We start from the raw sequence: 24,516 nt of genomic DNA, 5'->3' as shown, positions 1-24,516 counted from the left end.
AGTATGCTAACCCCAAGATTACAAGCAATTGCAGAAATGATACCCCAAGGCGCAAGTCTAGCGGATATAGGCACCGATCACGGATATTTACCCATCGCTTTATTAAAAGAAGCGCAGATTCCTTTTGCGATTGCTGCAGATATCAATGAAAAACCCCTTGCTTCTGCCAGAAAGAATACGGGAGAAGCATGTTTAGATAAAATGCAGTTTCGATTGGGCAATGGAATCGAACCAATCGAGCCCGGTGAAGTAGATCTTGTTGTAATTGCGGGGATGGGCGGTGAACTGATCAGTGAGATTTTATCGGCTGATTGGGAAAAAACGCGCTCCATACCCACATATATTTTACAACCCATGGTGAAGGTGCCGGTTCTTCGTAAATTTTTACATGAAAACCATTTTCGCATTCTCGATGAAGAGCTTGTGCGTGAGGGGAAAAAATTCTATCAAATCATAAAGGTGGTTCATGGTGAAGAAAATGACTTTAACCCGATTTATGAGGAAATAGGTCCAGTGATTTTAAGAAAATCGGGACCTGTTTTACAGGAGTATTTGGATTTTCGTATTGAAAGAATAGAAATCATTCAAGCTCAATTGCGCGGATGTCTGGAATCAAAAAAGAATGAAATACTGCTTTGGGAAAAGAAAAAACATGAATTTTTGGAGGTGAAGGACAATGTTGGCAAGTGAAATCATTGATGGAATCAATCAACGGGTCCCGGAAGGTCTGCAGGAATCCTGGGATAATTCCGGTCTTCAATTGGGTGATAAGAATCAATCGGTAGAAGGCGTGATGGTTGCGTTGGAAGTGACCGATGGGGTAATTGACGAGGCGATTGAAAGAAAATGTCAAATGATCATTACTCACCATCCTTTCTTTTTTTCTCCGATTCAGAGTCTGGATTTTACGAGTTTTCGTGGGAAATTAGCGCACCGTTTGATTGAAAACCAAATACTTGTCTATTCTGCTCATACAAACTTGGATCAAATGTCCTTTGGCATTAGTCGTGCGCTGGCCAAGCAATTAGGCATGGAAAATTGCAGCTTTCTGCAAAGTACATCTGCGATTAAAGGATATAAGCTTTCCACTTTTGTGCCGGAGAACTATTCAAAAGAGGTTTTGTTTGCCATGTTGGAAGCTGGAGGGGGAACCCTGCGGAACTATACGCATTGTTCCTTCTCGACTGAAGGAATTGGAACCTTTCGGGCGCAACATGGTGCGCGACCATTCTTGGGAGAAGTCAATCACTTAGCTGAATTCAAAGAAATTAAGCTGGAGGTTCTGGTGACGGATCTGAATCGGGATCAGGTGATTGACGCAATGTTGAAAGCGCATCCTTATGAGGTGGCAGCCTATGACTTGTTGGCCATGGAAAACTCTCTGGATGAAACGGGGTACGGCATGGTAGGAGAATTGGTAGAGTCACGTTCCATTGCTGACTATGCGGATGAAGTGGCAAAAAAATTTGCATGTCCTGTACGGATTCACGGGGACCGAGATAGGTTGGTGAAGACCGTCAGCTGTTGTGGCGGAGAAGGTGCGGACCTAATTCCCCTGGCCGCTGCGCATAGTGAGTTATATGTGACGGGTGACATTAGAGCCTCTAAGGCGCAAATGGCGATAGAAGCTGGATTGGCCTTGTTGGTGCTGCCTCATAGGGAAACGGAAAAACCGGGAGTAGATCACTTTCGAACCTTGTTGAAAGAGTGGTTCGTTGATCTGACTGTTTTTGGAACAGAAGCGGATGATGTGGTTGAGACATCTTGGACAAATTCACTTGCAGACTGTTAATAATTGTGTTAGAATGCAGAAGGTCAAGAGTAAGTCGGATAATCGCGTGTGTAAACATGAGGAAAGTCCGAACTCCATAGGGCAGGATGCCGGATAACGTCCGGTGGGGGCGACCCTAAGGCTAGTGCAACAGAAATATACCGCCTATGTAAATAGGTAAGGATGGAAAGGTGAGGTAAGAGCTCACCAGCAATCAGGTGACTGGTTGGCTATGTAAACCCCATCTGGAGCAAGACCAAGTAGGGAATGAAAAGGCAGTTGCCCGCTGCTTCCCGGTGGTAGGTCGCATGAACCAATTGGCAACAATTGGTCAAGATAGATGATTATCGAAACAGAATTCGGCTTACGGACTTACTCGCGATTCAGAAAGCGTCTCAATTGAGACGCTTTTTTCTTATAAAAAGAATTGAATTTGCCCGGGCAAAAGGGTATAATATTTAGAGCGACGTCTCAGCAAGGAGAATTTGAGAAATGGGAGGTCTCCATGCAAAACGAGAGACTCAATATTCATGTAATTTCAGACTCCATTGGAGAAACTGCTCGGCAAATCTCGCAAATTGCGATTGAGCATTTTAAGGGCAAGAAGTATCGAATCAAACGATACTCTTATGTTCGAACCGAGAAGCGAGCAAGGAAGATCTTAATGGATTCAAAAGAAATCGGTGCAGTCATTGTACTCGCGACATTAAACGAGGCTCTGCATCGCTTTGTTGTGGAATCCTGTCAGGAACAAGACCTTGTTCTGATTGATTTACTCATGCCTTTTGCTGAAAAGTTGGAAACCGTGGTCGGGTCAAAACCCATGGAGGAATCTCACGAAAGCAAGATGATTGAGCAGGAAAATATGAATCGAATTGAGGCGTTGGAATTCGCCATCAGCTATGATGATGGAAAGAATCCAGGTGGCATTTTAGAGGCAGATGTGGTGTTGATTGGGGTTTCCCGTTCATCGAAAACGCCTTTAAGCATGTATCTTGCGTTCCAAAACCTGCGTGTGGCTAATGTGCCCCTAGCGAAAGAATTACGAATACCAGAGGAGTTATACCAGGTACCACCGGAAAAGATTATTGGATTGAGCATCGACCCCAATGAGTTGGCGATGATTCGAACCGAACGTCTGAAGGAACTGGGCTTGGGAAGCAATGTTAGTTATGCTGATTCGAATCGGATCTTGGAAGAATTGGAATATGCAGAAGAAGTGATGCGCTCATTACAATGTCGAATTATACCAGTTTCCAATCGTGCGATAGAAGAAACAGCTAATGATATTATCCAAAAAATATCAAAGAATTAAAGAAGGGGTGTTTTTCAATGACAAAGTTTGTATACTTTTTCGACGAAGGTCGAAAAGAAATGAAGGATCTACTTGGAGGTAAAGGCGCAAATCTATCAGAGATGACAGTTATGGGTCTTCCAATTCCACAAGGTTTCACTGTTTCTACAGAGGCTTGTAATGATTACTACGCGCAAGGAAAAATGATTTCTGATGAAATCAAAGCGCAAATTGAAGAGCAATTAGCAAAATTGGAGAAAGTATCCGGAAAAAAATTTGGCGATACTGAAATGCCATTGTTGCTTTCTATCCGTTCTGGCGCACGTGTTTCAATGCCAGGCATGATGGACACTGTATTGAATCTTGGTTTGACTGATGTTGCGGTTGAAGGTTTTGCGAAAGCAACTTCTAACCCACGATTTGCTTATGACTCTTACCGTCGATTCATTCAAATGTATTCTGACGTTGTTAAGGGTATTTCAAAATCCAAATTCGAGCGCGTTTTGGATGAAATCAAAGAGGCTAAAGGCATTGATGATGATACAAAAATGTCTGCAGATGATTTGAAGCAAGTTGTTGAAGAATTTAAAGCTCTTTACAAGGAAGAAATGGGTCATGCTTTCCCTCAAGATCCAAAAGAGCAATTATTTGAATCAATTATTGCAGTATTCAGTTCATGGGACAACCCTCGTGCGGTGATTTATCGTCGTATGAATGGTATCGCCAGCAACTGGGGAACTGCCGTAAACGTACAAATGATGGTATTTGGTAACATGGGTGATACTTCTGGTACTGGTGTTGCATTTACACGTAACCCAGCAACTGGTGAAGCTGGAATCTATGGTGAGTATTTGATCAATGCTCAAGGCGAAGATGTTGTTGCAGGTATTCGTACACCTCAACCAATCCGAAAACTTGAAGAAGATATGCCAGTGATTTACAAGGAATTCATGAAAATTGCAGAGGGTCTTGAGCTTCATTATAAAGACATGCAAGATATGGAATTCACAATTGAAGATAAAAAATTATACTTCCTTCAAACACGTAACGGCAAGCGTACAGCAGCCGCTGCTTTGAAGATCGCAGTTGATCTAGTGGAAGAAGGAATGGTTACAACAGATGAAGCATTGATGAAAGTCGATCCTAATCAATTGGATCAATTGCTTCACCCAATGTTTGATGGAGCAGCTTTGAAAGCAGGCACGATTGTAGGTAATGGTCTTCCAGCATCTCCGGGTGCGGCGGCAGGTCAGGTTTACTTTACAGCTGAAGATGCGGCAGAGGCAGCAGGACGTGGCGAACGTGTTATCTTGGTTCGTTTAGAGACTTCACCAGAAGATATCGAAGGCATGTATGCAGCGAAAGGTATTTTGACAGTTCGTGGTGGTATGACTTCTCATGCGGCCGTAGTTGCTCGTGGTATTGGTACTTGCTGTGTATCTGGTTGTGCTGATATTAAAATCGATGAAAAAGCAAAAGTATTTACAGTAGCCGGACAAACAATCAAAGAAGGCGATTTCATTTCTCTTGATGGTTCAACTGGTAACATTTATATCGAGGATATCAAAACTGTTGATCCTGAAATTTCAGGTGACTTTGCAAAATTCATGAAATGGGCTGACGAAGCGCGTACAATGAATGTTCGAGCGAATGCAGACACGCCTCGCGATGCAGCGAAAGCGGTTGAGTTTGGAGCAGAAGGAATCGGTCTTTGCCGTACTGAGCACATGTTCTTTGATGAAGAGCGAATTGCAAAAATGCGCATTATGATTCTTTCAGAAAAAGAAGAAGCTCGTCGCCAAGCGTTGAGTGAATTGCTACCATACCAAAAAGCTGACTTTATTGGTATCTATGAAGCAATGGAAGGTCGTCCAGTAACCGTTCGTTTGTTGGATCCGCCTCTTCACGAATTCTTGCCTCACGAAGATGCAGATATCAAAATTTTGGCTGAAGAAATGGGCGTATCTTTTGAATCTTTGAAAGAAACAAAAGACAGCCTTCACGAATTCAATCCAATGATGGGTCATCGTGGTTGCCGTTTGGCCGTTTCTTACCCAGAAATTGCTGAAATGCAAGCGCGTGCCATTGCAGAAGCGGCAGCATTCGTAAACAAAGAAAAAGGCTTAAACGTAGTTCCAGAGATCATGATTCCACTTGTTGGCGAAGTGAAGGAACTGAAATACGTTAAAGAGATCGTTGTACGAACTGTTGAAGCTGTTAAAGCAGAAACAGGCGTTGATTTCAAATACATGGTTGGTACCATGATTGAGATCCCTCGTGCGGCATTGACTGCAGATCAAATCGCTGAAGAAGCTGAGTTCTTCTCATTCGGAACGAATGACTTGACTCAAATGACATTCGGCTTCTCTCGAGATGATGCTGGTAAATTCTTAGCGGATTATTACGCAAAAGGCATTTACGAGCAAGACCCGTTTGCACGCCTTGACCAAACTGGTGTTGGCCAATTGGTTGAAATGGCAACGAAAAAAGGTCGCTCAACTCGTGAAAAATTGAAAGTTGGTATTTGTGGCGAGCATGGTGGAGAACCAACTTCAGTTGAGTTCTGTCATAATGTTGGTTTGGATTATGTGTCTTGTTCACCATTCCGTGTGCCAATTGCACGTTTGGCGGCAGCGCAAGCAGCAATTAAAAACAAATAGAAATTTTAAAAGAGGCTCTGACGAGAGCCTCTTTTTTATTGGGAGTGATTCAATGCTGAAGAAATATCGCAATTTACCGAAGACGGTGTGGGTCTTGTTTTTTTCCAGGTTGATTAACAATCTAGGGAATTTTATTGCGCCCTTCATGACTCTTCTTTTGACAACACGGTATGATTTCTCTATTCAATCGGCAGGATGGGTCATTATGGTTGTCAGTGCAGTTGGATTGATGGGAGCGGTGACAGGTGGTAAAATCGCAGATCAGTTTGGCAGAAGACGAGCTTTTTTACTGTTTTCTTTTTTAACGGCAGTTTCTATGTTCCTTGCGGGAATAGCCAGTCAAGCAGGGTGGGTTGCGTTCTTTTTGATTCTTCGATCTTTTTTTGGAGGTATCGCAGGTCCTTTTATCAATACAATTGTAACGGATGTTACAAGGGAAGAAGAGCGAACTGAGGCCTTTAGCCTGATGTACATTGCAATGAACATCGGATATGCGGTTGGCCCTCTATTGGCAGGACTTCTATTTGCCTCCCATACGCAGCTTTTATTCTTCGGTGATGGCCTAACAACCCTTGTATCTGTTTTGTTGGTTGCAAAATATGTACCGGAGACAAAACCTAAGGAAAGTAATCGAGATGAGGAAGAACAGGGAATTGATGAAAAAACACCCTTATGGGAACTCTTAATGAAACAACCAAAGTTTTTATGGTTTTGTTTTTGGATTATGGGTCTGTTTTTTGTTTTTTCACAATTTAACTTTGGACTCCCCTTAGAGGTGAATAGGCAATTTGGAATTGGAGGAGCAAAATTTTATGGGGCATTAATGACAATCAATGCCCTCCTTTGTAGTGTATTTACAGTAGTCATCACATCCTTGTTGAGCCAATTTTCGCCAGCAAGCAACATTGCCATTGCAGCCATGTTCTATATGGTTGGCTTTGGTATGCTGGGATTCGTTACGACCATGGCTGGTTTTATTCTATCGACGATCTTGTGGACCATTGGTGAAATTATCATTGCGACAAATACGAATGTCTATATTGCTAATCATGCGCCTCTTACACATCGCGGTCGTTTCAACGCGATCTTCCCAGTTATTCGGCGGGTTGGATTTATTCTTGGACCTCCCTTTGCGGGCTGGGTATCAAAAGGGAAAGGATTAGAAATGGTTTGGTCCATCAATGGCGTGTTTGCCTTGTTGATTGCCATGGGTATGGTTTATCTGAGGGATAAAAAGGAATGTACTTAGCATAGATTCTATATAAGGAGATACGTATAAGCGTCAGCCTGGTAGGCTGAATGCATATGCGTATCTTTTTTGTTGTGAAGGGTTGACATTATTTGCCGTTAGCAGTATATTATAAATGTGCATATGCACAATTGAAAGAGGAGGAGATGAATGAAGGGGCCATATAAAAAACGATATTGTCGGCGTTTGGACAGGGAAAAGATCTTTCAGCCTCTCGGCATGGGTGATTCTGAAGATGCATCTGTTCGAATTAGTTTGGATGAATTTGAAGCCATGCGACTTTGTGATTTTGAAGGAAAGAATCAAACGGAAGCAAGCAAGGAAATGAAGGTATCGCGTGCGACAATCCAGAGACTTTTGCAGACTGGACGTAAAAAAACAACCGATGCCTTATTAAACTACAAGACCATCGTTTTAGAAAACGAAACTAAAAACATTCGACTTAAAGGAGAGAATAATATGAATAAGGAAGCACAGAAAAGTTTAAAGTTAGCATTGCCAACAACGGACAAACAAATGGTTGACGAGCATTTTGGACATTGCAAATACTTTGCAGTTTATCAAGTGGAAGGCAATCAAATTATGGAGACATCTTACTTAGAGGCACCCGTTCATGCACCAGGCGTCCTTCCAAAGTTTTTGGGTGAGAATCAAGTGGATGTGATTATTACCGGTGGAATGGGACAAATGGCAATTAATTTGTTCAAGCAACAAGACATTGAAGTGATCTTAGGCGCCAGAGGCACCATTGATGAAAATTTGAAAGTATACTTAGGCGGAGATCTTGTATCAACCGGGGAAGCTTGCAAACACGACCACGAGCACTAAGGAGGAAAAGAAAATGAAAATTGCAGTATGTGCCAAATCACTAGGAATGGAATCGATTGCGGACGATCGATTTGGTAGAGCGGAATATTACGTAATTTTTGATACAAATTCACTAATGGACGAAACAGTTGAAAACACAGCAAAAAATGAGTCTGCGGGTGCTGGTGGATCTGCAGTGCGTTTGTTGAGTAAGAGTAATGTGGAGGTTGTTTTGGTTCCTGAACTAGGACCGAAAGCCGTTGATGCTGTTAATGGTTTTGAGATGAAGGCGTATCGTTATGCGGACCGCAAGACTGTACGTGAAACCATTGAAGCTTATCAAGCAGGTCAATTGAAGCAGATTGAGACCAGCACAACAAAAAGCCACAGCGGCTTGAGAAGAGCATAGAGGACAGTCATATGAAAATTGCAATTCTGAGTGGAAAGGGTGGAACAGGAAAAACCACCCTTGCAACGAATCTTTTTAAAACGAAAAATCAAGGAATTCTGATTGATGTCGATGTTGAAGAACCCAATAGTCATTTGTTTTTAAAGCCCCTTATTTTAGATCGGATTACCATAAAAAAAGGCTATCCTGTTGTGGATGCGGCGGCGTGCACCCTTTGCGGCGCATGCGGTGACTTTTGTCGCTACAATGCAATTCTGCCAACAAAGAAGAAAGTGCTTGTTTATCCAGAACTCTGCCATGATTGTGGTGGTTGCCAGTTGGTTTGCCCAACGAATGCCATTCATTATGATAAACGAACGATCGGCAATGTGTTTTCAGGCAAGACTGAATCGGGCTTATCTGTTGCCTATGGCGATTTGCTAGTTGGCGAGGTTTCAGGGGTTCACATTATTGAACACTTGCGAGAGATGACAGATCAAGAGCCATTGGTCTTTATTGATTCGCCACCGGGAACAGCTTGTTCTACGGTTGCGGCAGTTGAAGGTGTCGACTATGCGATTATCGCAGCAGAACCGACCCCCTTTGGTGTCAGCGACATGAAATTGGTTGTTGAGATGCTTAGCGGGTTTTCTATTCCAATGGGTGTTGTCATCAATAAGGCGGGTCTTGGCGATCAAGAGATCTACGAATACTGCAAGGAAGAAAATCTAACAATCCTTGCAGAAATTCCTTTTTCAAAGGCTTATGCGAAATCGTATGCAAGCGGCAAAATGCTGTGTGATGATTTTCCAGAGTTCAGGGAGAATATGGAAGAAATTTTGGATCAGATCATAAAAGACTGAAGGAGTACGGAATGGAAAGAAAAGAAATAGCAATACTTTCAGGGAAGGGCGGTACGGGGAAAACCTCGCTGATCGCTTCCATGATTCCCTATTTTGAAAATTTGGTTTTGGCTGACTGTGATGTAGACGCACCCGATTTACATATCTTACTGGATGAGAAAAATCGACAGTCAAGAGATTTTGTCGGTCTTCAGCGCCCGGTGTTTGACATGAATAAATGCATACATTGTCAAGAATGTGTAAAGCACTGCAATTTCAATGCCATAGCGGATTCCATTGAATTAATTGCGAGCAAGTGCGAGGGGTGTGGGGTCTGCCAACTGGTTTGTCCAGTGGATGCGATTAAAATGGAAGATTATGTAGTTGGCAAGGTTTTCGCCAGTGATACTGAGTATGGAGAACTAGTCCATGCGCGATTGATTCCTGGAGAAGAAACCTCGGGAAAATTGGTGTCCGAGGTCAGAAAAACAGCAAAGCAACTTGCGGATGAAAAAAATCGGGAATGGATCTTGATCGACGGCTCCCCAGGGATTGCCTGTAATGTAATTTCATCGGTTACCGGTGTTTCCAAGGTGATTCTGGTCATTGAACCGACCCTTTCGGGCTTGCATGATTTAAAAAAGATTGTGACTTTGGTTCAGGGATTTCAAATTCCTCTGCTGGTCGTCTTAAACAAGTCTGATCTTTCTACTGAAGGTAAAACTGAGATTCAGGGATATTGTCGAGAAATTGGGATCGAGATTGCCTTAGAGATCCCCTTTGAAGAGAATATGGTTGCCGCAATTGTTAATCGGGTCATGCCTTCTATTTTTGATCGTGCCTTTTTTGATCGAATTGGATTTGATCAGTTCATCAAGCAGATCAAGGAATAAGGGAGTAAGTAAACAGCTGCATGTCATTGAAACGATCACTCTTAAGTGGAATCGTTTCGATGACATGCAGCTGCTTTTTTATTTCTTTTTCTTTTTCAGAATCGATTTAATCTTGGGCAGTCCGTTTGTGAATAGCCAATAGGAGACGGGACGAAGTACCGCGTCAAATTCTCCGATATACTCGACGAATTCTCCTTCAAAGCCTCTCTTAAAGCGATATAAGCCATAAAGGGGATGATCGGGAGAGAGGTTTCCAGATACGCCACGGAAGTCATAGATTTCAGCGCCCTGAGATTGGGCGTATTTCATCATTTCCCATTGAATCAAATAGTTGGGCATTCTATCTCGAAAACGATTGTCACTTGCACCGTAGAGATAGCATGCTTTTTTCCCAGTTGTCATTAAAATAGCACCGGAAAGAATCTGTTGATCGGCAGGCAGGGTTTGGAATTCATGGAGTGTATCAAGTTCTGCCTGTAATTTTTCGATGCGATTCTTCGAAAGGGTTTGTTTTTTTATCAACTGTGCCTGTTTTTCTTCTTTTTCCTCTTCGATCGCTGAGGCAAGTTGTACATCGTATCGTCCTGATGCAGCCTCTTCCTTCTGAAGAGCGCTAGAGGCGTCTTCAATGGCTTTCTCTGCGTTTAGGCGAGCCAGAAAGAGTTGAGCCTTTCCTGTTGGATTCATATCACTTAAAAGTGATTCAAAGTAGGAAAGGGGGCGTGTGCCGAATCCATCGCGGTTGCCAGTGACTTGCATCATCTCTGCAAAGCGCGGAAGATCGTCCTTTGTGCCTTGAATAATTTCTATTCCCTTTCGTTCAGCGAGTCGAATGTTGTATTTCCACTTTTTATGGAATCCTGCAAGTAGATCTTTTTCTGTCATGGCGATGTTTTGCCAGAAAACATATCGAGGTTGCCAACCGTCGAAATCCAAAGAAAAGCCCTGATGGGTAAAATTCATTTTCTCCATTTGAGGGATTATCCATTCGTTGTTTACGCCTTCAATGGGTTTTCCAGCATGATCGATGCTGGTTCGGCGAATGGCTGGATCCATGCGGAAAAAAGCGGCATTATGTTTTTTGCAAAATGCAAGAACGGACTGGCTAAAGCTTGTTAGCAATTCTTGATTGTTATAGTCGAGGACAAATCCCCGGGGCGCATAGGCGATGCTAGCAGGCAGTCCAGGGATTTTACGAAACAAGATCATGGTACTCGCAATTAGTTGATCTTGATCCTTGATGCCGACATAGGTTGGCTTCCATCCGTATCGGCTTTTGAATGTTCCCCATTCGGAATTTTGCATAAAAGTTCCGGCGGAGTGCTGGTTAACAAAGGTGTCGTGTTCTTGGGGGGAGAGGGATTCGATCCACTGCATGGGTATGCTCCTTTATTCGTAAATTCGTATGATGTTTGGACCAACAAAGAAACTGGACATATCGATTTGCACATAGGTGCCAATTTCGATTTCTGGATGTTGGGTGAGGTCAATCGTGGCATATTGCATATACTCTCTGCCTAAAAGAGGCAGGCTTTTTCCTTGATAGCGAATGGGAGAGAGGGGTTTGAAATATCGAACTGTAATTCTTCCCAGCTCTCGAATCAATGCTTTAAAATGAAGCGGCGCAAGTTTTCGGCCTATGTTCAAGCCGTTTTCGAATCCAAAAGGAATCAGTCCGATCCGCCTTGTTCCTTTTGTCTGATAGCTACCGCCGTAACCGATTTGAAGACCGGATGCGACTTCTTGAATTTTAAGAACTGGTACGTCTAAGCGATCCGGTTTTTTCAGGGGAATTGGTGTCTTGGTATGGGCTTTTCCATATAAGGCATTTCCGATTCGAACAAGATCTAGTTGACTTTCTGGGTAATCGATAGCGGCTTCTCCATTGGCGATATGGCGATGGGGAATTTTGATGCCGGCCCCTTCGATTCTTTTGGTCATCTGTAAAAAGCTTTGTAATTGTTGTTTGGTTTTTGATGGACTTTTCACACTTTGGAAATGAGAAAATACGCCTTCTAGACTGGTCCAATTCGAAGTCTTAATTCTTTCGATCATGGGATCAAGCTGATCAGCAGATAGACCAAATCGAAAAAGACCCGTTTCAAGTTTCAGGTGAAAGGGAAGAATCCGTTGATTAGATTTCCCGATCGTTTCCAGTTGGGATAATTGATCCATAGATTCAATGCTGGGAATAAAGCCATAGTCAATAACATTTTGCGGCTCAAAGATTGGACTCATCAATAAAACGGGTTTCGTTATTGCAGGATCATTGGCCAAGGAAATGGCTTCTGATTCAAGTCCGACACAGAGACCGTCGACTTCATCGTGAATGGCATGAGCCAGAGGAAGCAGATCAAAGCCATAGCCGTTTCCCTTGACGACGGGGTAAAGCTTAGCCTTTGGTATGGTTCTTCGCAAAGTCTGTAGGTTTCCTAAAAGTATAGGGATAGAGATAATTAATTTTGCTTGCATGAGTCACCCTCCTCAAAAGAAAACTAAGCCTGCCAAGGCTTAGTTAATTGTTTTGGTCATCAATTCCTTCTGTCGATTCTGATTCATCTGGCATTTCAGTTCCATCCGGCGGCGTTGTCTCATAAATCACATTGCCAAAGAGATCATAAGAATAGCCAGTCATCGTCAATGGATTGTGCAAGTGACATTTTTCGCTTGGTTTTTGATAGATATAATCTTTTGGAATAAAGCCCAAATGATCACCAGGATCGTAATCGCGATTTAAGAAGACGCGAGATTCTGTAATACCAGCAGGACACAAGGGTGTTGCCTCTTCATACGGAGTTCGGTATTGAAGGGCACCCGGTATTGGATTTCCAGCTGCATCGAGAGCGGCTTCGACTAAAACGTCTGAATACGCATAGGGGTCGATAACAACTTCGATATGAATATCATCAAAGGTTGTCGGCTCTGTTCCGGAAATGAATTTCTCCAAATAAACTTGAGATCCGCGGGGGTCTCTCGCACTTAAAGAGGTTGGCAGTTTTCCAGAAACACCGTCGACATAGACTTCTTTGATGCCTTCTGGAATGGGGAAGTCTTTGGGTTCAAGGTTCTCATGGGCTGCTGTCATAATGGGTTTCCACAGATATTTTGCTAAACTGCTGCTATAGTCCAGTTTAAGACCAAGATCATCATTGCCAATCCATGATGCGCTGACGTAGTATGCTGAATAGCCAACAAACCAGGTATCAGCATTATTTTGTGTGGTTCCAGTTTTCCCGGCAACAGGCATACCTTTATTGTCGTCTGTCAGTCTCGCTCTTGTACCAGTACCTGTATTGACAACATCGTTTAAGATATCCGTCATAATATAGGAAACCTGTGGAGTAACCACTGTATTTTTCTCGGGTTGTTTGGATAGAATTACTTCACCATTGGCATCTAGTACCTTTGTGTAAACGATGGGTTCCGTGTAGGTACCTTCATTTGCAATGGCGCCATAGGCTGCTGTCAGGCAAAGATTGGTGATGCCATCGGTTAATCCACCCAGGGCAAGAGGGGCTAAGCCTTCATCATTTTGAGATGGATTTTCAAACTTCTGTATAAAGGTATCCTCGCTTGGAGAACGTGTATCGATAACATGAAATTTCTTCAGGTATTCCATGGATGCATCGATACCGATCTGTTCCAGGAAGGAAACGGCAGGTACGTTCATGGACCATTTTACGGCCTCTCGAAGGGTAACATAGCCGTTGTAGTCATCGCCTTTATTGGTGTTGCTTTGTCCGTACCAGTTGCTTGGCCACATGATTTTTGAATATTGATCAGAAGTACCAGGCAAGGGACCACTGCTTAGATCATTGATATAGTGGGGAATATCTTCCGCCATAGAGGATGCGGTGAAGCCACTGTCCAGAGCCGGTGTATAAACCGATAATGGTTTAATGGAAGATCCGGGTTGTCGGCTGGCATCAATGGCACGATTGTATATTTTTGCACCTTGCAAGTCGCGACCACCCATTAAGGCTGTGACATAGCCTGTGCGGTAATCCATAACGACCGAAGATGCCTGGGGTTGAACTGCACCAGTTGTATTGATGTAGAGGTAACTTGGTGATATCAAAAGCTCGCCGGACTCACGGAGTGTGTAAAAATCCGAGTTGTCCGTAAGAAAGGTTTTGAAAATGGTAACAGACTGATCATCACTGTTGGACCTGTAACTGTCATCCTCTAGTTTTCGAATGTAGCCACGGCTATGGGTCGTAAATTGCGGATAAGCGATGACTTCGGACTCACTATCCTTTCGGTAGTCTTGATAGGAATCGTTGATTCTTTCCAGATCAAGATCTGCATAAGAAAGGATCCCTGTTAATAATTGGTGATTGATTTCATCCAACATTGGATAGGTGAAGGTGTAGTAATTGGTTATATCAAGATTTCGATAGTTAATCCTATTGCTGGAGATAACTAGATTTCCTGATTCGTCAAAACGATATTCGTCTTCTGGAATGATCAACTCACGATCAGCCGAAAGGAAATTTTCGTTGCTGTATCGCTGTTCGATTTGTCTGATTTCTTCGTTATATACATACTCTGATTCAACGAAGTAGTAGAGAATACTGCTCTTCTTTGCAGAACGCCCCGCTTCTTCTCGAGCTGCCCGCTCTGAGCTGGTTTCGAACTGTGTATTCAAGAGATCACCCTGATCAGTAACTCGATTGGCAATGTATGGAATATCGTTACGATCGGTCTTTTCTCGGTAGTCGTAAAGGACTTTGTCGAAGTTGGAATAAATATCTTCCACCTTTCGTTGTAGTTCCACATCCATGGTTGAATAAATGCGAAGGCCACCGGTATTGATCAGATTTTGTGCATATTGACGAGAGTAGCCATATTCCTCTATCAGATCATCGATAACTTCATCGATGAGGTAGTCGTTGAAATAGGAGGTATTCACTTCATTGGTCTTTCGATTACCAGGCTGCATGGCTTGTCCAATATCTTCTTCCAATGCAAGCTGATATTGACTGGCATCAATAAGTTCCTGGTTTTTCATTTCATTTAGTATAATTTTTTGACGATCTAATGCATTTTGATTCAGAATAGCCACATAAGAGGTGCCGAGAATTTCAATTTCTCCGACAGCAGTCATGGTTGATGGATCGTAGTTTTTTGGTGTAACTGTTTTATAGCCTGAATATTTTACAGTCCCTTTGGTTATTCCGGCAATAAAGGCGCTTTCTGCAACGGTCAGGTCGGATGCAGACTTCGAAAAGTAGGTTTGAGCCGCTTCTTCAATGCCGTAAGCCCCCTGGCCGAGATAGATGGTATTCATATAGGCTTCAAGGATTTGATCTTTTGAGTAGTATTTTTCTAATTCAATTGCAAGATAAGCCTCTTTGATTTTTCGGTCGACGTCTTTAAATAGGTTTTTTAATGTGCCATAGTCTTTGACTACATACTCTTGCAGGTACAAATTTTTCACGGTTTGCTGGGTGATGGTACTCGCCCCTTGAACAACTTTACCCGCTTTAATGTCTGCAACCAATGCACCGACAATCCGTTTTAAGTCGATTCCGTTATGTTCTTCGAACCGCTTGTCTTCGATGGCTACAAAGGCGTCTTGAGCAGGTTGCGAGATGTTTTCCAGAGTCACGATAGTTCGAAATTGTTCGGTCTGGATCTTTTCGATCAGATGGCCGTTTTGATCAACAATCTCGGAATGCTTGTCCAACAAGTGGGTTCCAGATGAAAAATCAACAGCAGGTACCGTGTTAACGGACGCAAAAAACAAGCCTAAAGCTGCCGCGCCACCAAGCAAGCAAACAAGGATCAAGGATAGAAAGGTCCATTTTAAGATTTTCAAAGGAATTTTTACATATAAGTGTGATGGGCGTTCCCCATTCTTTTTTTTCTTTGATTGATTCGTCATAATCTCCTCCAAGGTCGGTAATGTTCGTTTAAATCTTTAGTTATTATATCATATAAGCGTTTTGTAGGCATTAAAATTTTATGTGAACACAATGAGTAAAGGCTTGGAATAATGCGGGTTTGACATAGCGGAATACGTGAATTGATATTCGTTAAAGTTGGAATTGCAAAAGCAAGCAATTGTAAGAGGACGAGACGTATTATAAGGATCGATGGACGTGAAATTGGAAATATAGCTTGGTGAGAGACGTCGCTTGATGACATTTATTTATTGGGGGGATCCGTACTTTCATTTGCATGGATGGATAAAGATTCGTACAATAAGAATAAGGAGATGGCCATGAAAACAAATTATTTGACGATTTATCAGGAAGCAGAAGTGGAATTTGTTGAAAAAAAATCTCGTTTTATTGGCTATGCCAACCCCATCCAATCGGATGAAGAAGGGGCTGCCTTTATTGAGAAAATCCGTTCTATGCATAAACAAGCCACCCATGTCGTTCCCGTGTATGTATATGGTGACAATTATGAATGTCAACGGTATTCCGATGATGGCGAGCCAAGTGGTACAGCAGGAATTCCCATATTGAGCATGTTGAAGCAGCGAAATATAAAAAACATCGCCATTGCAGTGGTTCGATATTTCGGGGGGACCAAACTTGGAACAGGCGGATTGGTGCGCGCCTATACCCATAGTGCTCAGCTGGCCATTGAGGAAGCTCTTTTAATCGAACAGGTTCAAATGGACGGCTATCATTTTTCCATTGATTATACCAAATATGGAAAACTCCAAAATGAGTTGGAAACCAGACCCTATGAAATTGTGAGTCAAGATTTTATGGACAGGGTGAGTGTTGAAGTGGCAACACGCACGGAGAACCGGGAAGCACTTTACGCATACTTATTGAATTTTACCCAGGGGAAAGAAGTCTTAGATGCACTTAGACCACGGTTTGTTGCGTGTAAAGAGGGCAAGGTTGCCGGTGAGGACTTTCTAATAAGCGAAGATTGGGTTGAAAGTAGGTAGAATTGAAAGAAAGAGAGAAATGTGTTACAATTTTTTCGTAGAAATTGAAGGAGGAACTTATGTCAGGACATTCAAAATGGGCAAATATTAAGCATCGCAAGGGGAAACAAGATGCGGTGCGTGGCAAGATGTTTACAAAAATCGCACGTCAGTTGACCGTAGCGGCGAAAGACGGCGGTATTGATCCAGAATATAACGCAGGATTAAAATCAGCGATTGAAATGGCGAAAGCGGCCAATATGCCAAACGACAATATCAAGCGCGCGATACAAAAAGGCGCAGGCGGTGCCGATGGCGTGAATTATGAAGAGATTCGCTACGAAGGATATGGTCCCAATGGGGTAGCTGTGATCGTAGATTGCTTGACAGACAATAAAAAGCGTACGGTCGCTGATATTAAATATTATTTTGATAAAAATGGCGGCAATATGGGAACGACTGGTTCTGTAGCGTTTATGTTTGATCGCAAGGGGATTTTGTTGATCGATCGTGATGCGTTTTCTATTGATGAAGATGAAATGATGATGCAAGCCTTGGAAGCCGGAGCGGAAGACTTTGAAGCCACGGATGAATTCTTTGAAATCATAACCGATCCCAACGATTTTTCAGCGGTGCGTGACGCTTTGTTGGCGGCAAAAATTTCTTTTATCAAAGCAGAACTGACGTATATTCCACAGATGCAAACGGCTATACCGGAAGAATCCTATAAGAATATGAATCGCATGCTCGATGCAATGGAAGAAAATGATGATATTCAAAATGTCTACCACAACTGGGATATGCCAGAAGAGGAAGAGTAGCAAGAGCAAAGCGCCCGAAGTTCGGGCGCTTTTTTTAGACTTCCTCTATAGCATCCTCCTCCTTGTAGACGAGGGGTTGCATTAAACCCATAATGGTATCAAGGGGATCCTTGAAGTAGGCGAGACGACCAACTCCAGGAATCTCTTGGGGAGGCATAATGATGCTTCCACCATGATTGGCAATTTGTACGAGTTTTTCATCAAGGTCTTCTACATTGATGGTTAAGATGATTTTTTGATCAAAACTTTTTGCAGGCATAAAGCCACCGTTGATGCCAGAAGCGTCTTTTCCAGTATCGATTTGATGATAGTCCAATTGCTCATAGATTTCATAGGTCCAACCGAAACATGCTGCATAAAAATCTTTCGATGCGTCAAAATTGCTAGATTCAATTTCAAAGTGTACAACTTTACTCATAGGGTCCTCCTTTTTGAATTTTTCTTCATTATATATTTATCCGAAAGGTAGAAAGATAAACGGGTGCCAATGTGCATGCAAACATACGTTTGTGCTATAATGAAAAATAAGGAGGTGCTGTTATGTTGGATTATATTATCGGCCGCGTGGAAGAAATTCAAGAAGGTGCATTGATCATTGATCGAGATGGATTGGGGATCCTTGTGCATAGCGCTGGTTCAAGTTTGCATCTGCTGCAGACTGGAGAAGAGGCAAAATTATATACGGAGTTACAGATTCGAGACGATCAAATTCATTTGGTCGGCTTTTTAAGTCGAGAAGAGAGAACCATGTATCGATTGTTGCTGAGCGTTTCAAAGGTGGGGCCTAAGGCTGCCATGGGATTGATGACGGGACTAGCCTTGGATACCCTTCAAGGAGCGATCTTGGCAGAGGACGACAAAGCGTTGTCATCTTGTCCTGGGATTGGGAAGAAAACAGCTGAACGCATTATTTTTGATCTCAGAGGGAAAATTGAAGGATGGGTTCCAACTGGAAATGCCCAGACATCCATGGAAATTCCAGCAATCACAGAAGCTACCGAGGGCTTGATGGCACTTGGCTACTCGAGAACGGAAGCCTTACATGCTTTGAACAGCATAGAAAAAATGACAGAAGAAAGTACGGCGAGCCAATTGATTCGCGCTGCGCTTCGGAATCTGGTTCGATAGGAGGATGAGATGGACGGATTGATCAACAGTCGGATTACAACACAAAATAAGCGATCGGAAGATCGTCCCATCGAGAAAAGCCTTCGCCCGTTGCGGATGGAGGAATATATTGGGCAGGACAAGATTAAAAGCCAATTGCGTATTTTTATCGATGCGGCAAAAGCGAGAAGTGAATCCTTGGATCATGTGCTTTTTTATGGTCCTCCTGGTCTTGGGAAAACAACCCTTGCGAGCATCATTGCCCATGAAATGGATGTGCAGCTGAAGATTACATCGGGTCCTGCAATCGAAAGACCGGGTGATCTGGCTGCTATTTTAACGACCCTCGAAGAAGGCGATGTCTTGTTTATTGATGAGATTCATCGTTTGAATCGTGTGGTTGAAGAGGTACTATACCCAGCCATGGAAGATCATGCCATTGATATTATTGTGGGTAAGGGTCCCAGTTCTCGTTCCATTCGGTTGGATTTGAACAATTTCACCCTGGTCGGCGCAACGACGCGTGCGGGTTTATTGAGTTCACCTCTTCGAGATCGATTCGGCATGATTTGTAAATTGGATTTTTACTCCCCCGAGGAGTTGGCGATCATTGTGACGCGATCTGCAGATATTTTAGATGTGGAGATTGATGTTAAGGGTGCCGTTCAAATTGCGCGAAGGTCTAGGGGAACACCTCGAATTGCCAACCGTTTGTTGAAACGGGTTCGCGATTATGCACAGGTGGTTCATCAGGGAGCCATTACCGACGGTATTGCTGCCAAGGCCTTGGAATTGATGGAAGTGGATGCTATGGGACTCGATCATGTAGATATTCGCTTGCTTCATACAATTTTACAGGATTTTGCAGGCGGACCCGTTGGTTTGGATACCCTTGCAGCTTCAATCGGTGAAGATTCTTCTACAATTGAAGACGTTGTAGAACCCTATCTTTTGCAGATTGGTCTTTTACAACGGACCCCTCGCGGCAGGGTTGTAACCGTCAAGGGAAGAAAATATTTTGGAGAAGTGCTTGATTCCGACCTGATATCAATGTTAAAATAAATATTTGCAGAAGACGATAAAAGGATGAGGATATGAATAAAGGATTAAAGCGTTCAGATTATGATTTTGATCTACCCAAAGAATTAATTGCACAAACCCCATTGACCGAGAGAACGCATTCTCGCTTAATGGTCGTAGACCCGGAAAAATCCGGTGTTGACCATCGACGGTTCGATCAAATTCTTGATTATTTGGAGCCGGGAGATTGCTTGGTCTTAAATAATACACGGGTCTTGCCTGCAAGGCTATTTGGCCGAAAGGTAGGCAGCGGCGGCAAGGTCGAATTGCTCTTATTGAAACAAGAAGAGGGAGACTGTTGGGAAACCCTTGTCAAACCAGGACGAAACGCCAGAGTCGGACAGCGTATTGAATTTGGAGATGGACGATTGCAGGCCGTGGTGGAAGGCTTGGGGGAACAAGGTGCTCGCATGATTCGTTTTGAATACGAGGGTATCTTTGAAGAAATCTTAGATTCCCTGGGAGAGATGCCTTTGCCCCCATATATTACGGAGCGTTTGGAAAATCAAGAACGCTATCAAACCGTATATTCGAAGGAAAAGGGATCGGCTGCCGCACCAACAGCAGGTCTTCATTTTACGGAAAATTTGATGGATCAAATCCGAGAAAAGGGCGTAAAAATTGCCTTTTTAACCCTTCACGTGGGACTTGGGACCTTTCGTCCCGTGAAAGAAGATAATATCTTGGATCATGAGATGCATGCTGAGTTTTATCGATTGGATGAAGAAAATGCTCGCTTGATCAATGAAACAAAGGATGCAGGACATCGCATAATTGCCGTGGGAACGACCAGCACAAGAACCCTAGAATCCGTTGTCGACGACCAGGGACGGGTAGCGGCGGGAAGTGGATGGACGAGTATCTTTATCTATCCGGGCAAAGAGGTTCGCCTTGTTGATGCCTTGATTACAAACTTTCACTTGCCGGAAAGCACGCTTTTGATGCTGGTCAGTGCAATGGTAGGAAGAGAACGTGTTTTGGCCGCGTATCAAACTGCGGTAGAGGAACGATATCGCTTTTTCAGTTTTGGAGATGCGATGTTGATCACAGGAAAGAAGAGGAATCAAGATGGACAGTAGCATTCGTTTTGAATTAATTAAGGAAGAAAAAGATACCAAGGCGCGTTTGGGGAAATTGCATACGCCGCATGGTGTAATTGAAACACCGATTTTTATGCCGGTTGGAACCAAAGCGACGGTAAAAACCATGACTCCGGAAGAATTGAAAGAAATCGGTTCACAGATTATTTTGAGTAACACCTATCATTTGTATTTACGACCGGGCCATGATTTGGTTAAAGAGGCTGGCGGGCTTCATAAATTTATGAATTGGGATGGTCCAATTTTAACCGACAGTGGTGGATTTCAAGTTTTCAGTTTAGGTGATCTTCGAAAGATTACAGAGGAAGGTGTGAATTTTCAGTCCCATATCGATGGAAGTCGGCATTTTATTTCACCTGAGAAATCAATTGAGATTCAAAATGCCCTCGGTTCTGATATTGCCATGGTATTTGATGAATGCGCCCCTTATCCTGCAGACCATGATTATGTAAAAAAATCCATGGAGCGAACGACCAGGTGGGCCAAACGCTGTATAGAAGCCCATGACAATCCCAATCAAGCCTTGTTTGGTATTGTTCAAGGCGGCATGTACAAGGATCTACGTGAACAAAGTGCCAAGGAACTGGTTGCCTTGGGTTTTCCAGGCTATGCCATTGGCGGATTGAGTGTAGGTGAACCGGCGGAAATGATGTATGACATGCTGGATTTCACCGTGCCATTTTTGCCGAAAGACAAGCCCCGTTACAATATGGGCGTTGGCACGCCTGATTACTTGATTGAATCGGTTATGCGTGGAATTGATATGGCTGATTGCGTATTGCCTACTCGGATTGCTCGAAATGGAACATTTATGACGTCTCGGGGTCGTGTTGCCATTAAGAACGCCAAACATCAGAGGGATTTTACTCCGGTTGATCCAGAGTGCGATTGCTATTGCTGCAGAAATTATTCAAAAGCGTATCTGCGTCATTTATTCCGCGAAAAGGAAATTCTTGGTGCTCGATTGGCTACGATTCACAATCTTCACTTCTTATTGAAATTGATGGAGAATGTCCGAGAGGCAATTCGGAATGATGAATTGTTGGCATTTAGAGAAACATTTTACAAAAAGTATGGCTATGAGTTATAATAACCTAAGTAGACATAAGGAGGGGTTAAGATGGATTTGATTTATCAATTGGGACCAATACTTTTAATGTTGGTGTTGTTTTACTTCATGCTGATTCGCCCGCAACAAAAAAAGCAGAAAGAAACACAACGCATGCGTGATGGAATTAGTAATGGCGATCAAGTTATTACAATTGGTGGCATTTACGGAACCGTTACTGCAATTAAAGACGAGCAAATTACGATCCAGGTCGGTGCAGACAAATCTCGATTTGTTGTAGCGAAGTGGGCAGTCGGCAGTGTTGTTGCAAAAAACGAAAAAGAGAATGCGTAAACGAACTTTCCGCAACTTTGCGGAGAGTTTTTCTCTTTTCAGGATGCTGTGAGTATGATATAATCACAATCGTAGAGCAAAGGGGGTTAGGAGATGAAACATATTCGATCTTTAAACAAAGCGAATCAAAAAGCGACGGCTGCAAGCGGCGGATGTGGCGAGTGCCAAACTTCTTGCCAATCAGCATGTAAAACATCATGTACGGTCGGTAATCAGACTTGCGAACAGCTATAGAAACGATGAAGTAGTGGCTTGCCACTACTTTTTTCATGTTCATAGAGAGGAATGAGTTTTTGGAAAAAATAGGTAATCAAAGAAATCAGAATCAAATTCATTGTTTTGAAAATCAGGGATATCAATTGGTTTTGGATATCGCCTCAGGCGCTGTTCATGTGTTTGACAAACTGGCATTTGAATTGGTGCAGGAATACACGCTTAAGACAAAGTCGGAATTGATGGAATCTTATCTCGATTCATATTCAAAAGAAGAATTGGAAGAAGCAATTCAAGAGATTGAAGCTTTGATCGCGGACGATCGCCTCTTCAGCCAAGAAGCTGTTATTGATCGAAAACGATTGACCCATCAGAATTCTCCCATTAAGGCGATGTGTTTGCACGTTACCCATGACTGCAATTTACGCTGTAAGTATTGTTTTGCAGATGGCGGCGATTATTCGATGCCTAAGGCCTTGATGACTGCGGAAGTCGGAAAGAAAGCCTTGAAGTTTTTGGTGGATCATTCACAAAATCGACGTAATTTGGAAGTCGATTTCTTTGGCGGTGAACCCTTGATGAACTTTGAGGTTGTTAAAGAACTGGTCACCTACGGCCGTGAATTGGAGAAAGAATACGACAAGAATTTCCGATTTACCATTACAACCAACGGTGTATTGTTGACGGATGAGATCGATGAGTATATGAAAAAGGAAATGAGCAATGTGGTTCTTAGCCTTGACGGGAGACCGGAAGTGAACGATCGCATGCGACGAACACTCAATGATCAGGGAAGTTTTGATGTTATCGCGCCAAAATTCCAGCATTCTGTTGCCGCAAGGGGAGACCGGGATTATTATGTGCGGGGTACCTTTACCGCCCACAACCTAGATTTTTCTAAGGACGTGGAATTCTATCACGAGATGGGCTTTGTTCATACCTCAATGGAACCAGTTGTTTCTGATCCAAAATTCGATTATGCATTGAGAGAAGAACATTTGCCACAGATTATGCTGGAATATGATCGTTTGGCGGCCAAGTATGTAGAGTGGAGAAAAGCAGGAAAGAAATTTTCTTTCTTCCATTTTCATGTGGATCTTGATCGAGGACCTTGCATTATTAAAAAAATGATTGGTTGCGGAGCCGGCAGTGAGTATGTTGCCGTTAGTCCGGAAGGCGACTTGTTCCCATGTCATCAATTTGTCGGAGAAGATGATTTTAAGATGGGCACAGTGGATACAGGTATTGTGAAAACTGAGATCCCTGCACGCTTTTCAGATCTCAATATTTTCACTAAGGAAGCTTGTCGAACTTGCTGGGCACGATATTTCTGTGGAGGTGGTTGTCATGCTCATGCCTACTACGCGAACAATGATTTGAAAAAACCATTTGCAGTGGCCTGCGAGATGGAGCGTAAACGGGTTGAATGCGCCATTGGGATTCAGGCAGCGTTAGCCATGGGGGATGAAAGTAATGAATAAGGACAAGATGATGCAGAAACCTGTCATTCATGACACGGTTTATCTCGCACCCGGTGCTCGTGTAACGGGATCTGTTGTCATTGGGGCGAATTGCACCATCTGGCCTGGAGCTGTCTTGCGTGGCGATGAAGACGATATTGTCATCGGTGAGCGATCTAATGTTCAGGATAATGCGGTTTTGCACCAATCGATCGGCCTGCCAGTGATCATTGGCAATGATGTAACGATTGGCCATTTAGCCATTGTTCATAGTGCAACAATCGGGAATAACGTTTTGATTGGTATGGGTGCAATTGTATTGGATGGCGCTGTTGTTGAAGACAATGTATTAATTGGCGCGGGTGCGCTGATTGCGCCAAACAAACGGATTCCATCGGGAAGCTTGGTTGTTGGATCTCCCGGTCGTGTGATAAGAAAACTGACGGAGGATGAAATTGCTGGCATTAGTAAGAACGCTGCGGACTATGTAGCTCTTGGCGAGGCATATCAAAATGTGGAATAATATGCTATAATCGA

23 protein-coding genes and 1 other RNA gene are annotated in these 24,516 nt (G+C 43.1%); 20 read left to right on the top strand and 4 right to left on the bottom strand.

Translation table 11 applies throughout. The annotated features are described in order from the left end of the window. The first annotated feature begins 3 nt into the window (after nucleotides 1-3). The 10 genes from AC25CA_RS09795 (at nucleotide 4) to AC25CA_RS09750 (ending at nucleotide 9,904) form a co-directional block, all read left to right on the top strand. Nucleotides 4-690: a tRNA (adenine(22)-N(1))-methyltransferase gene (locus AC25CA_RS09795; protein WP_486813652.1), complete on the top strand. Its 687-nt coding sequence runs from the start codon at nucleotides 4-6 to the stop codon at nucleotides 688-690. Beyond that, the gene (locus tag AC25CA_RS09790) at nucleotides 677-1,792 is read left to right on the top strand and encodes a Nif3-like dinuclear metal center hexameric protein (RefSeq protein ID WP_486813651.1); all 1,116 of its coding nucleotides are present in this window, start codon (nucleotides 677-679) and stop codon (nucleotides 1,790-1,792) included. The genes AC25CA_RS09795 and AC25CA_RS09790 overlap by 14 nt, the downstream gene beginning before the upstream one ends. A 26-nt stretch (nucleotides 1,793-1,818) precedes the next feature. Next, nucleotides 1,819-2,154: RNase P RNA component class A (gene rnpB / locus AC25CA_RS09785), an RNA gene on the top strand. A gap of 122 nt (nucleotides 2,155-2,276) precedes the next feature. Continuing rightward, nucleotides 2,277-3,086 carry a pyruvate, water dikinase regulatory protein gene (locus AC25CA_RS09780; protein ID WP_486813650.1) on the top strand — a complete coding sequence of 270 codons (810 nt, stop codon included), beginning with the start codon at nucleotides 2,277-2,279 and terminating at the stop codon, nucleotides 3,084-3,086. A gap of 17 nt (nucleotides 3,087-3,103) precedes the next feature. Then, nucleotides 3,104-5,725: a pyruvate, phosphate dikinase gene (gene ppdK, locus AC25CA_RS09775; protein ID WP_486813649.1), complete on the top strand. Its 2,622-nt coding sequence runs from the start codon at nucleotides 3,104-3,106 to the stop codon at nucleotides 5,723-5,725. A 52-nt stretch (nucleotides 5,726-5,777) separates the two neighbouring features. Then, nucleotides 5,778-6,974 (top strand): MDR family MFS transporter, encoded by a 1,197-nt coding sequence (locus AC25CA_RS09770; RefSeq protein WP_486813648.1) that lies wholly within the window; start codon nucleotides 5,778-5,780, stop codon nucleotides 6,972-6,974. Nucleotides 6,975-7,124: 150 nt separating this feature from the next. Further along, a complete protein-coding gene (locus AC25CA_RS09765) occupies nucleotides 7,125-7,802 on the top strand; it encodes a NifB/NifX family molybdenum-iron cluster-binding protein (protein ID WP_486813647.1) in 678 nt (225 codons plus the stop codon). 13 nt (nucleotides 7,803-7,815) lie between these two features. Next, nucleotides 7,816-8,190 carry a NifB/NifX family molybdenum-iron cluster-binding protein gene (locus tag AC25CA_RS09760; RefSeq protein WP_486813646.1) on the top strand — a complete coding sequence of 125 codons (375 nt, stop codon included), beginning with the start codon at nucleotides 7,816-7,818 and terminating at the stop codon, nucleotides 8,188-8,190. An 11-nt stretch (nucleotides 8,191-8,201) separates the two neighbouring features. Further along, entirely contained in the window at nucleotides 8,202-9,032 is an 831-nt protein-coding gene (locus AC25CA_RS09755; RefSeq protein ID WP_486813645.1) for a nucleotide-binding protein, read from the top strand. Nucleotides 9,033-9,043: 11 nt separating this feature from the next. Continuing rightward, entirely contained in the window at nucleotides 9,044-9,904 is an 861-nt protein-coding gene (locus tag AC25CA_RS09750; RefSeq protein WP_486813644.1) for an ATP-binding protein, read from the top strand. A gap of 78 nt (nucleotides 9,905-9,982) precedes the next feature. On the opposite strand, the gene AC25CA_RS09745 is transcribed toward AC25CA_RS09750, so the two are convergent. The 3 genes from AC25CA_RS09745 to AC25CA_RS09735 are packed head-to-tail and all read right to left on the bottom strand — an operon-like array spanning nucleotide 9,983 to nucleotide 15,791. Further along, nucleotides 9,983-11,281, bottom strand: coding sequence for a lipid II:glycine glycyltransferase FemX (locus tag AC25CA_RS09745; protein ID WP_486813643.1), 1,299 nt, complete (start codon nucleotides 11,279-11,281; stop codon nucleotides 9,983-9,985). Between the two features lie 12 nt (nucleotides 11,282-11,293). Next, nucleotides 11,294-12,376, bottom strand: coding sequence for an alanine racemase (locus tag AC25CA_RS09740; RefSeq protein WP_486813642.1), 1,083 nt, complete (start codon nucleotides 12,374-12,376; stop codon nucleotides 11,294-11,296). Between the two features lie 43 nt (nucleotides 12,377-12,419). Then, nucleotides 12,420-15,791: a transglycosylase domain-containing protein gene (locus AC25CA_RS09735; protein ID WP_486813641.1), complete on the bottom strand. Its 3,372-nt coding sequence runs from the start codon at nucleotides 15,789-15,791 to the stop codon at nucleotides 12,420-12,422. Nucleotides 15,792-16,130: 339 nt separating this feature from the next. Here AC25CA_RS09735 and AC25CA_RS09730 point away from each other — a divergent pair, with 339 nt between their 5' ends. After that, nucleotides 16,131-16,817, top strand: coding sequence for a YigZ family protein (locus tag AC25CA_RS09730; RefSeq protein ID WP_486813640.1), 687 nt, complete (start codon nucleotides 16,131-16,133; stop codon nucleotides 16,815-16,817). A gap of 59 nt (nucleotides 16,818-16,876) precedes the next feature. Then, the gene (locus AC25CA_RS09725) at nucleotides 16,877-17,617 is read left to right on the top strand and encodes a YebC/PmpR family DNA-binding transcriptional regulator (RefSeq protein ID WP_486813639.1); all 741 of its coding nucleotides are present in this window, start codon (nucleotides 16,877-16,879) and stop codon (nucleotides 17,615-17,617) included. A 34-nt stretch (nucleotides 17,618-17,651) separates the two neighbouring features. On the opposite strand, the gene AC25CA_RS09720 is transcribed toward AC25CA_RS09725, so the two are convergent. After that, nucleotides 17,652-18,035: a VOC family protein gene (locus AC25CA_RS09720; protein WP_486813638.1), complete on the bottom strand. Its 384-nt coding sequence runs from the start codon at nucleotides 18,033-18,035 to the stop codon at nucleotides 17,652-17,654. Nucleotides 18,036-18,157: 122 nt separating this feature from the next. Between AC25CA_RS09720 and ruvA the strand changes: the two genes are divergently transcribed. The 8 genes from ruvA to AC25CA_RS09680 all read left to right on the top strand — a co-directional run bounded on the left by ruvA (nucleotide 18,158) and on the right by AC25CA_RS09680 (nucleotide 24,502). Continuing rightward, on the top strand, nucleotides 18,158-18,745 hold the full coding sequence (gene ruvA / locus AC25CA_RS09715) for a Holliday junction branch migration protein RuvA (protein ID WP_486813637.1): 588 nt from the start codon (nucleotides 18,158-18,160) through the stop codon (nucleotides 18,743-18,745). A 9-nt stretch (nucleotides 18,746-18,754) separates the two neighbouring features. After that, the gene (gene ruvB / locus AC25CA_RS09710; RefSeq protein ID WP_486813636.1) at nucleotides 18,755-19,786 is read left to right on the top strand and encodes a Holliday junction branch migration DNA helicase RuvB; all 1,032 of its coding nucleotides are present in this window, start codon (nucleotides 18,755-18,757) and stop codon (nucleotides 19,784-19,786) included. A gap of 32 nt (nucleotides 19,787-19,818) precedes the next feature. Continuing rightward, the gene (queA, locus tag AC25CA_RS09705) at nucleotides 19,819-20,883 is read left to right on the top strand and encodes a tRNA preQ1(34) S-adenosylmethionine ribosyltransferase-isomerase QueA (RefSeq protein ID WP_486813635.1); all 1,065 of its coding nucleotides are present in this window, start codon (nucleotides 19,819-19,821) and stop codon (nucleotides 20,881-20,883) included. Beyond that, complete coding sequence (gene tgt, locus AC25CA_RS09700; protein ID WP_486813634.1) at nucleotides 20,873-21,994, top strand: tRNA guanosine(34) transglycosylase Tgt; 1,122 nt, start codon at nucleotides 20,873-20,875, stop codon at nucleotides 21,992-21,994. The genes queA and tgt overlap by 11 nt, the downstream gene beginning before the upstream one ends. Before the next feature lie 30 nt (nucleotides 21,995-22,024). After that, nucleotides 22,025-22,306 carry a preprotein translocase subunit YajC gene (yajC, locus tag AC25CA_RS09695; RefSeq protein WP_486813633.1) on the top strand — a complete coding sequence of 94 codons (282 nt, stop codon included), beginning with the start codon at nucleotides 22,025-22,027 and terminating at the stop codon, nucleotides 22,304-22,306. A 93-nt stretch (nucleotides 22,307-22,399) separates the two neighbouring features. Further along, nucleotides 22,400-22,540: a six-cysteine ranthipeptide SCIFF gene (gene scfA, locus AC25CA_RS09690; protein WP_486813632.1), complete on the top strand. Its 141-nt coding sequence runs from the start codon at nucleotides 22,400-22,402 to the stop codon at nucleotides 22,538-22,540. 59 nt (nucleotides 22,541-22,599) lie between these two features. Then, nucleotides 22,600-24,000: a thioether cross-link-forming SCIFF peptide maturase gene (scfB, locus tag AC25CA_RS09685; protein WP_486813631.1), complete on the top strand. Its 1,401-nt coding sequence runs from the start codon at nucleotides 22,600-22,602 to the stop codon at nucleotides 23,998-24,000. After that, entirely contained in the window at nucleotides 23,993-24,502 is a 510-nt protein-coding gene (locus tag AC25CA_RS09680) for a gamma carbonic anhydrase family protein (protein WP_486813630.1), read from the top strand. The genes scfB and AC25CA_RS09680 overlap by 8 nt, the downstream gene beginning before the upstream one ends. The last annotated feature ends 14 nt before the right edge of the window (nucleotides 24,503-24,516 follow it).

The sequence above is a fragment of the Gottschalkiaceae bacterium SANA genome, from assembly GCA_036323355.1.
GTDB lineage: Bacteria > Bacillota > Clostridia > Tissierellales > GPF-1 > GPF-1.
This window is presented reverse-complemented; position numbering and strand designations above follow the sequence as displayed.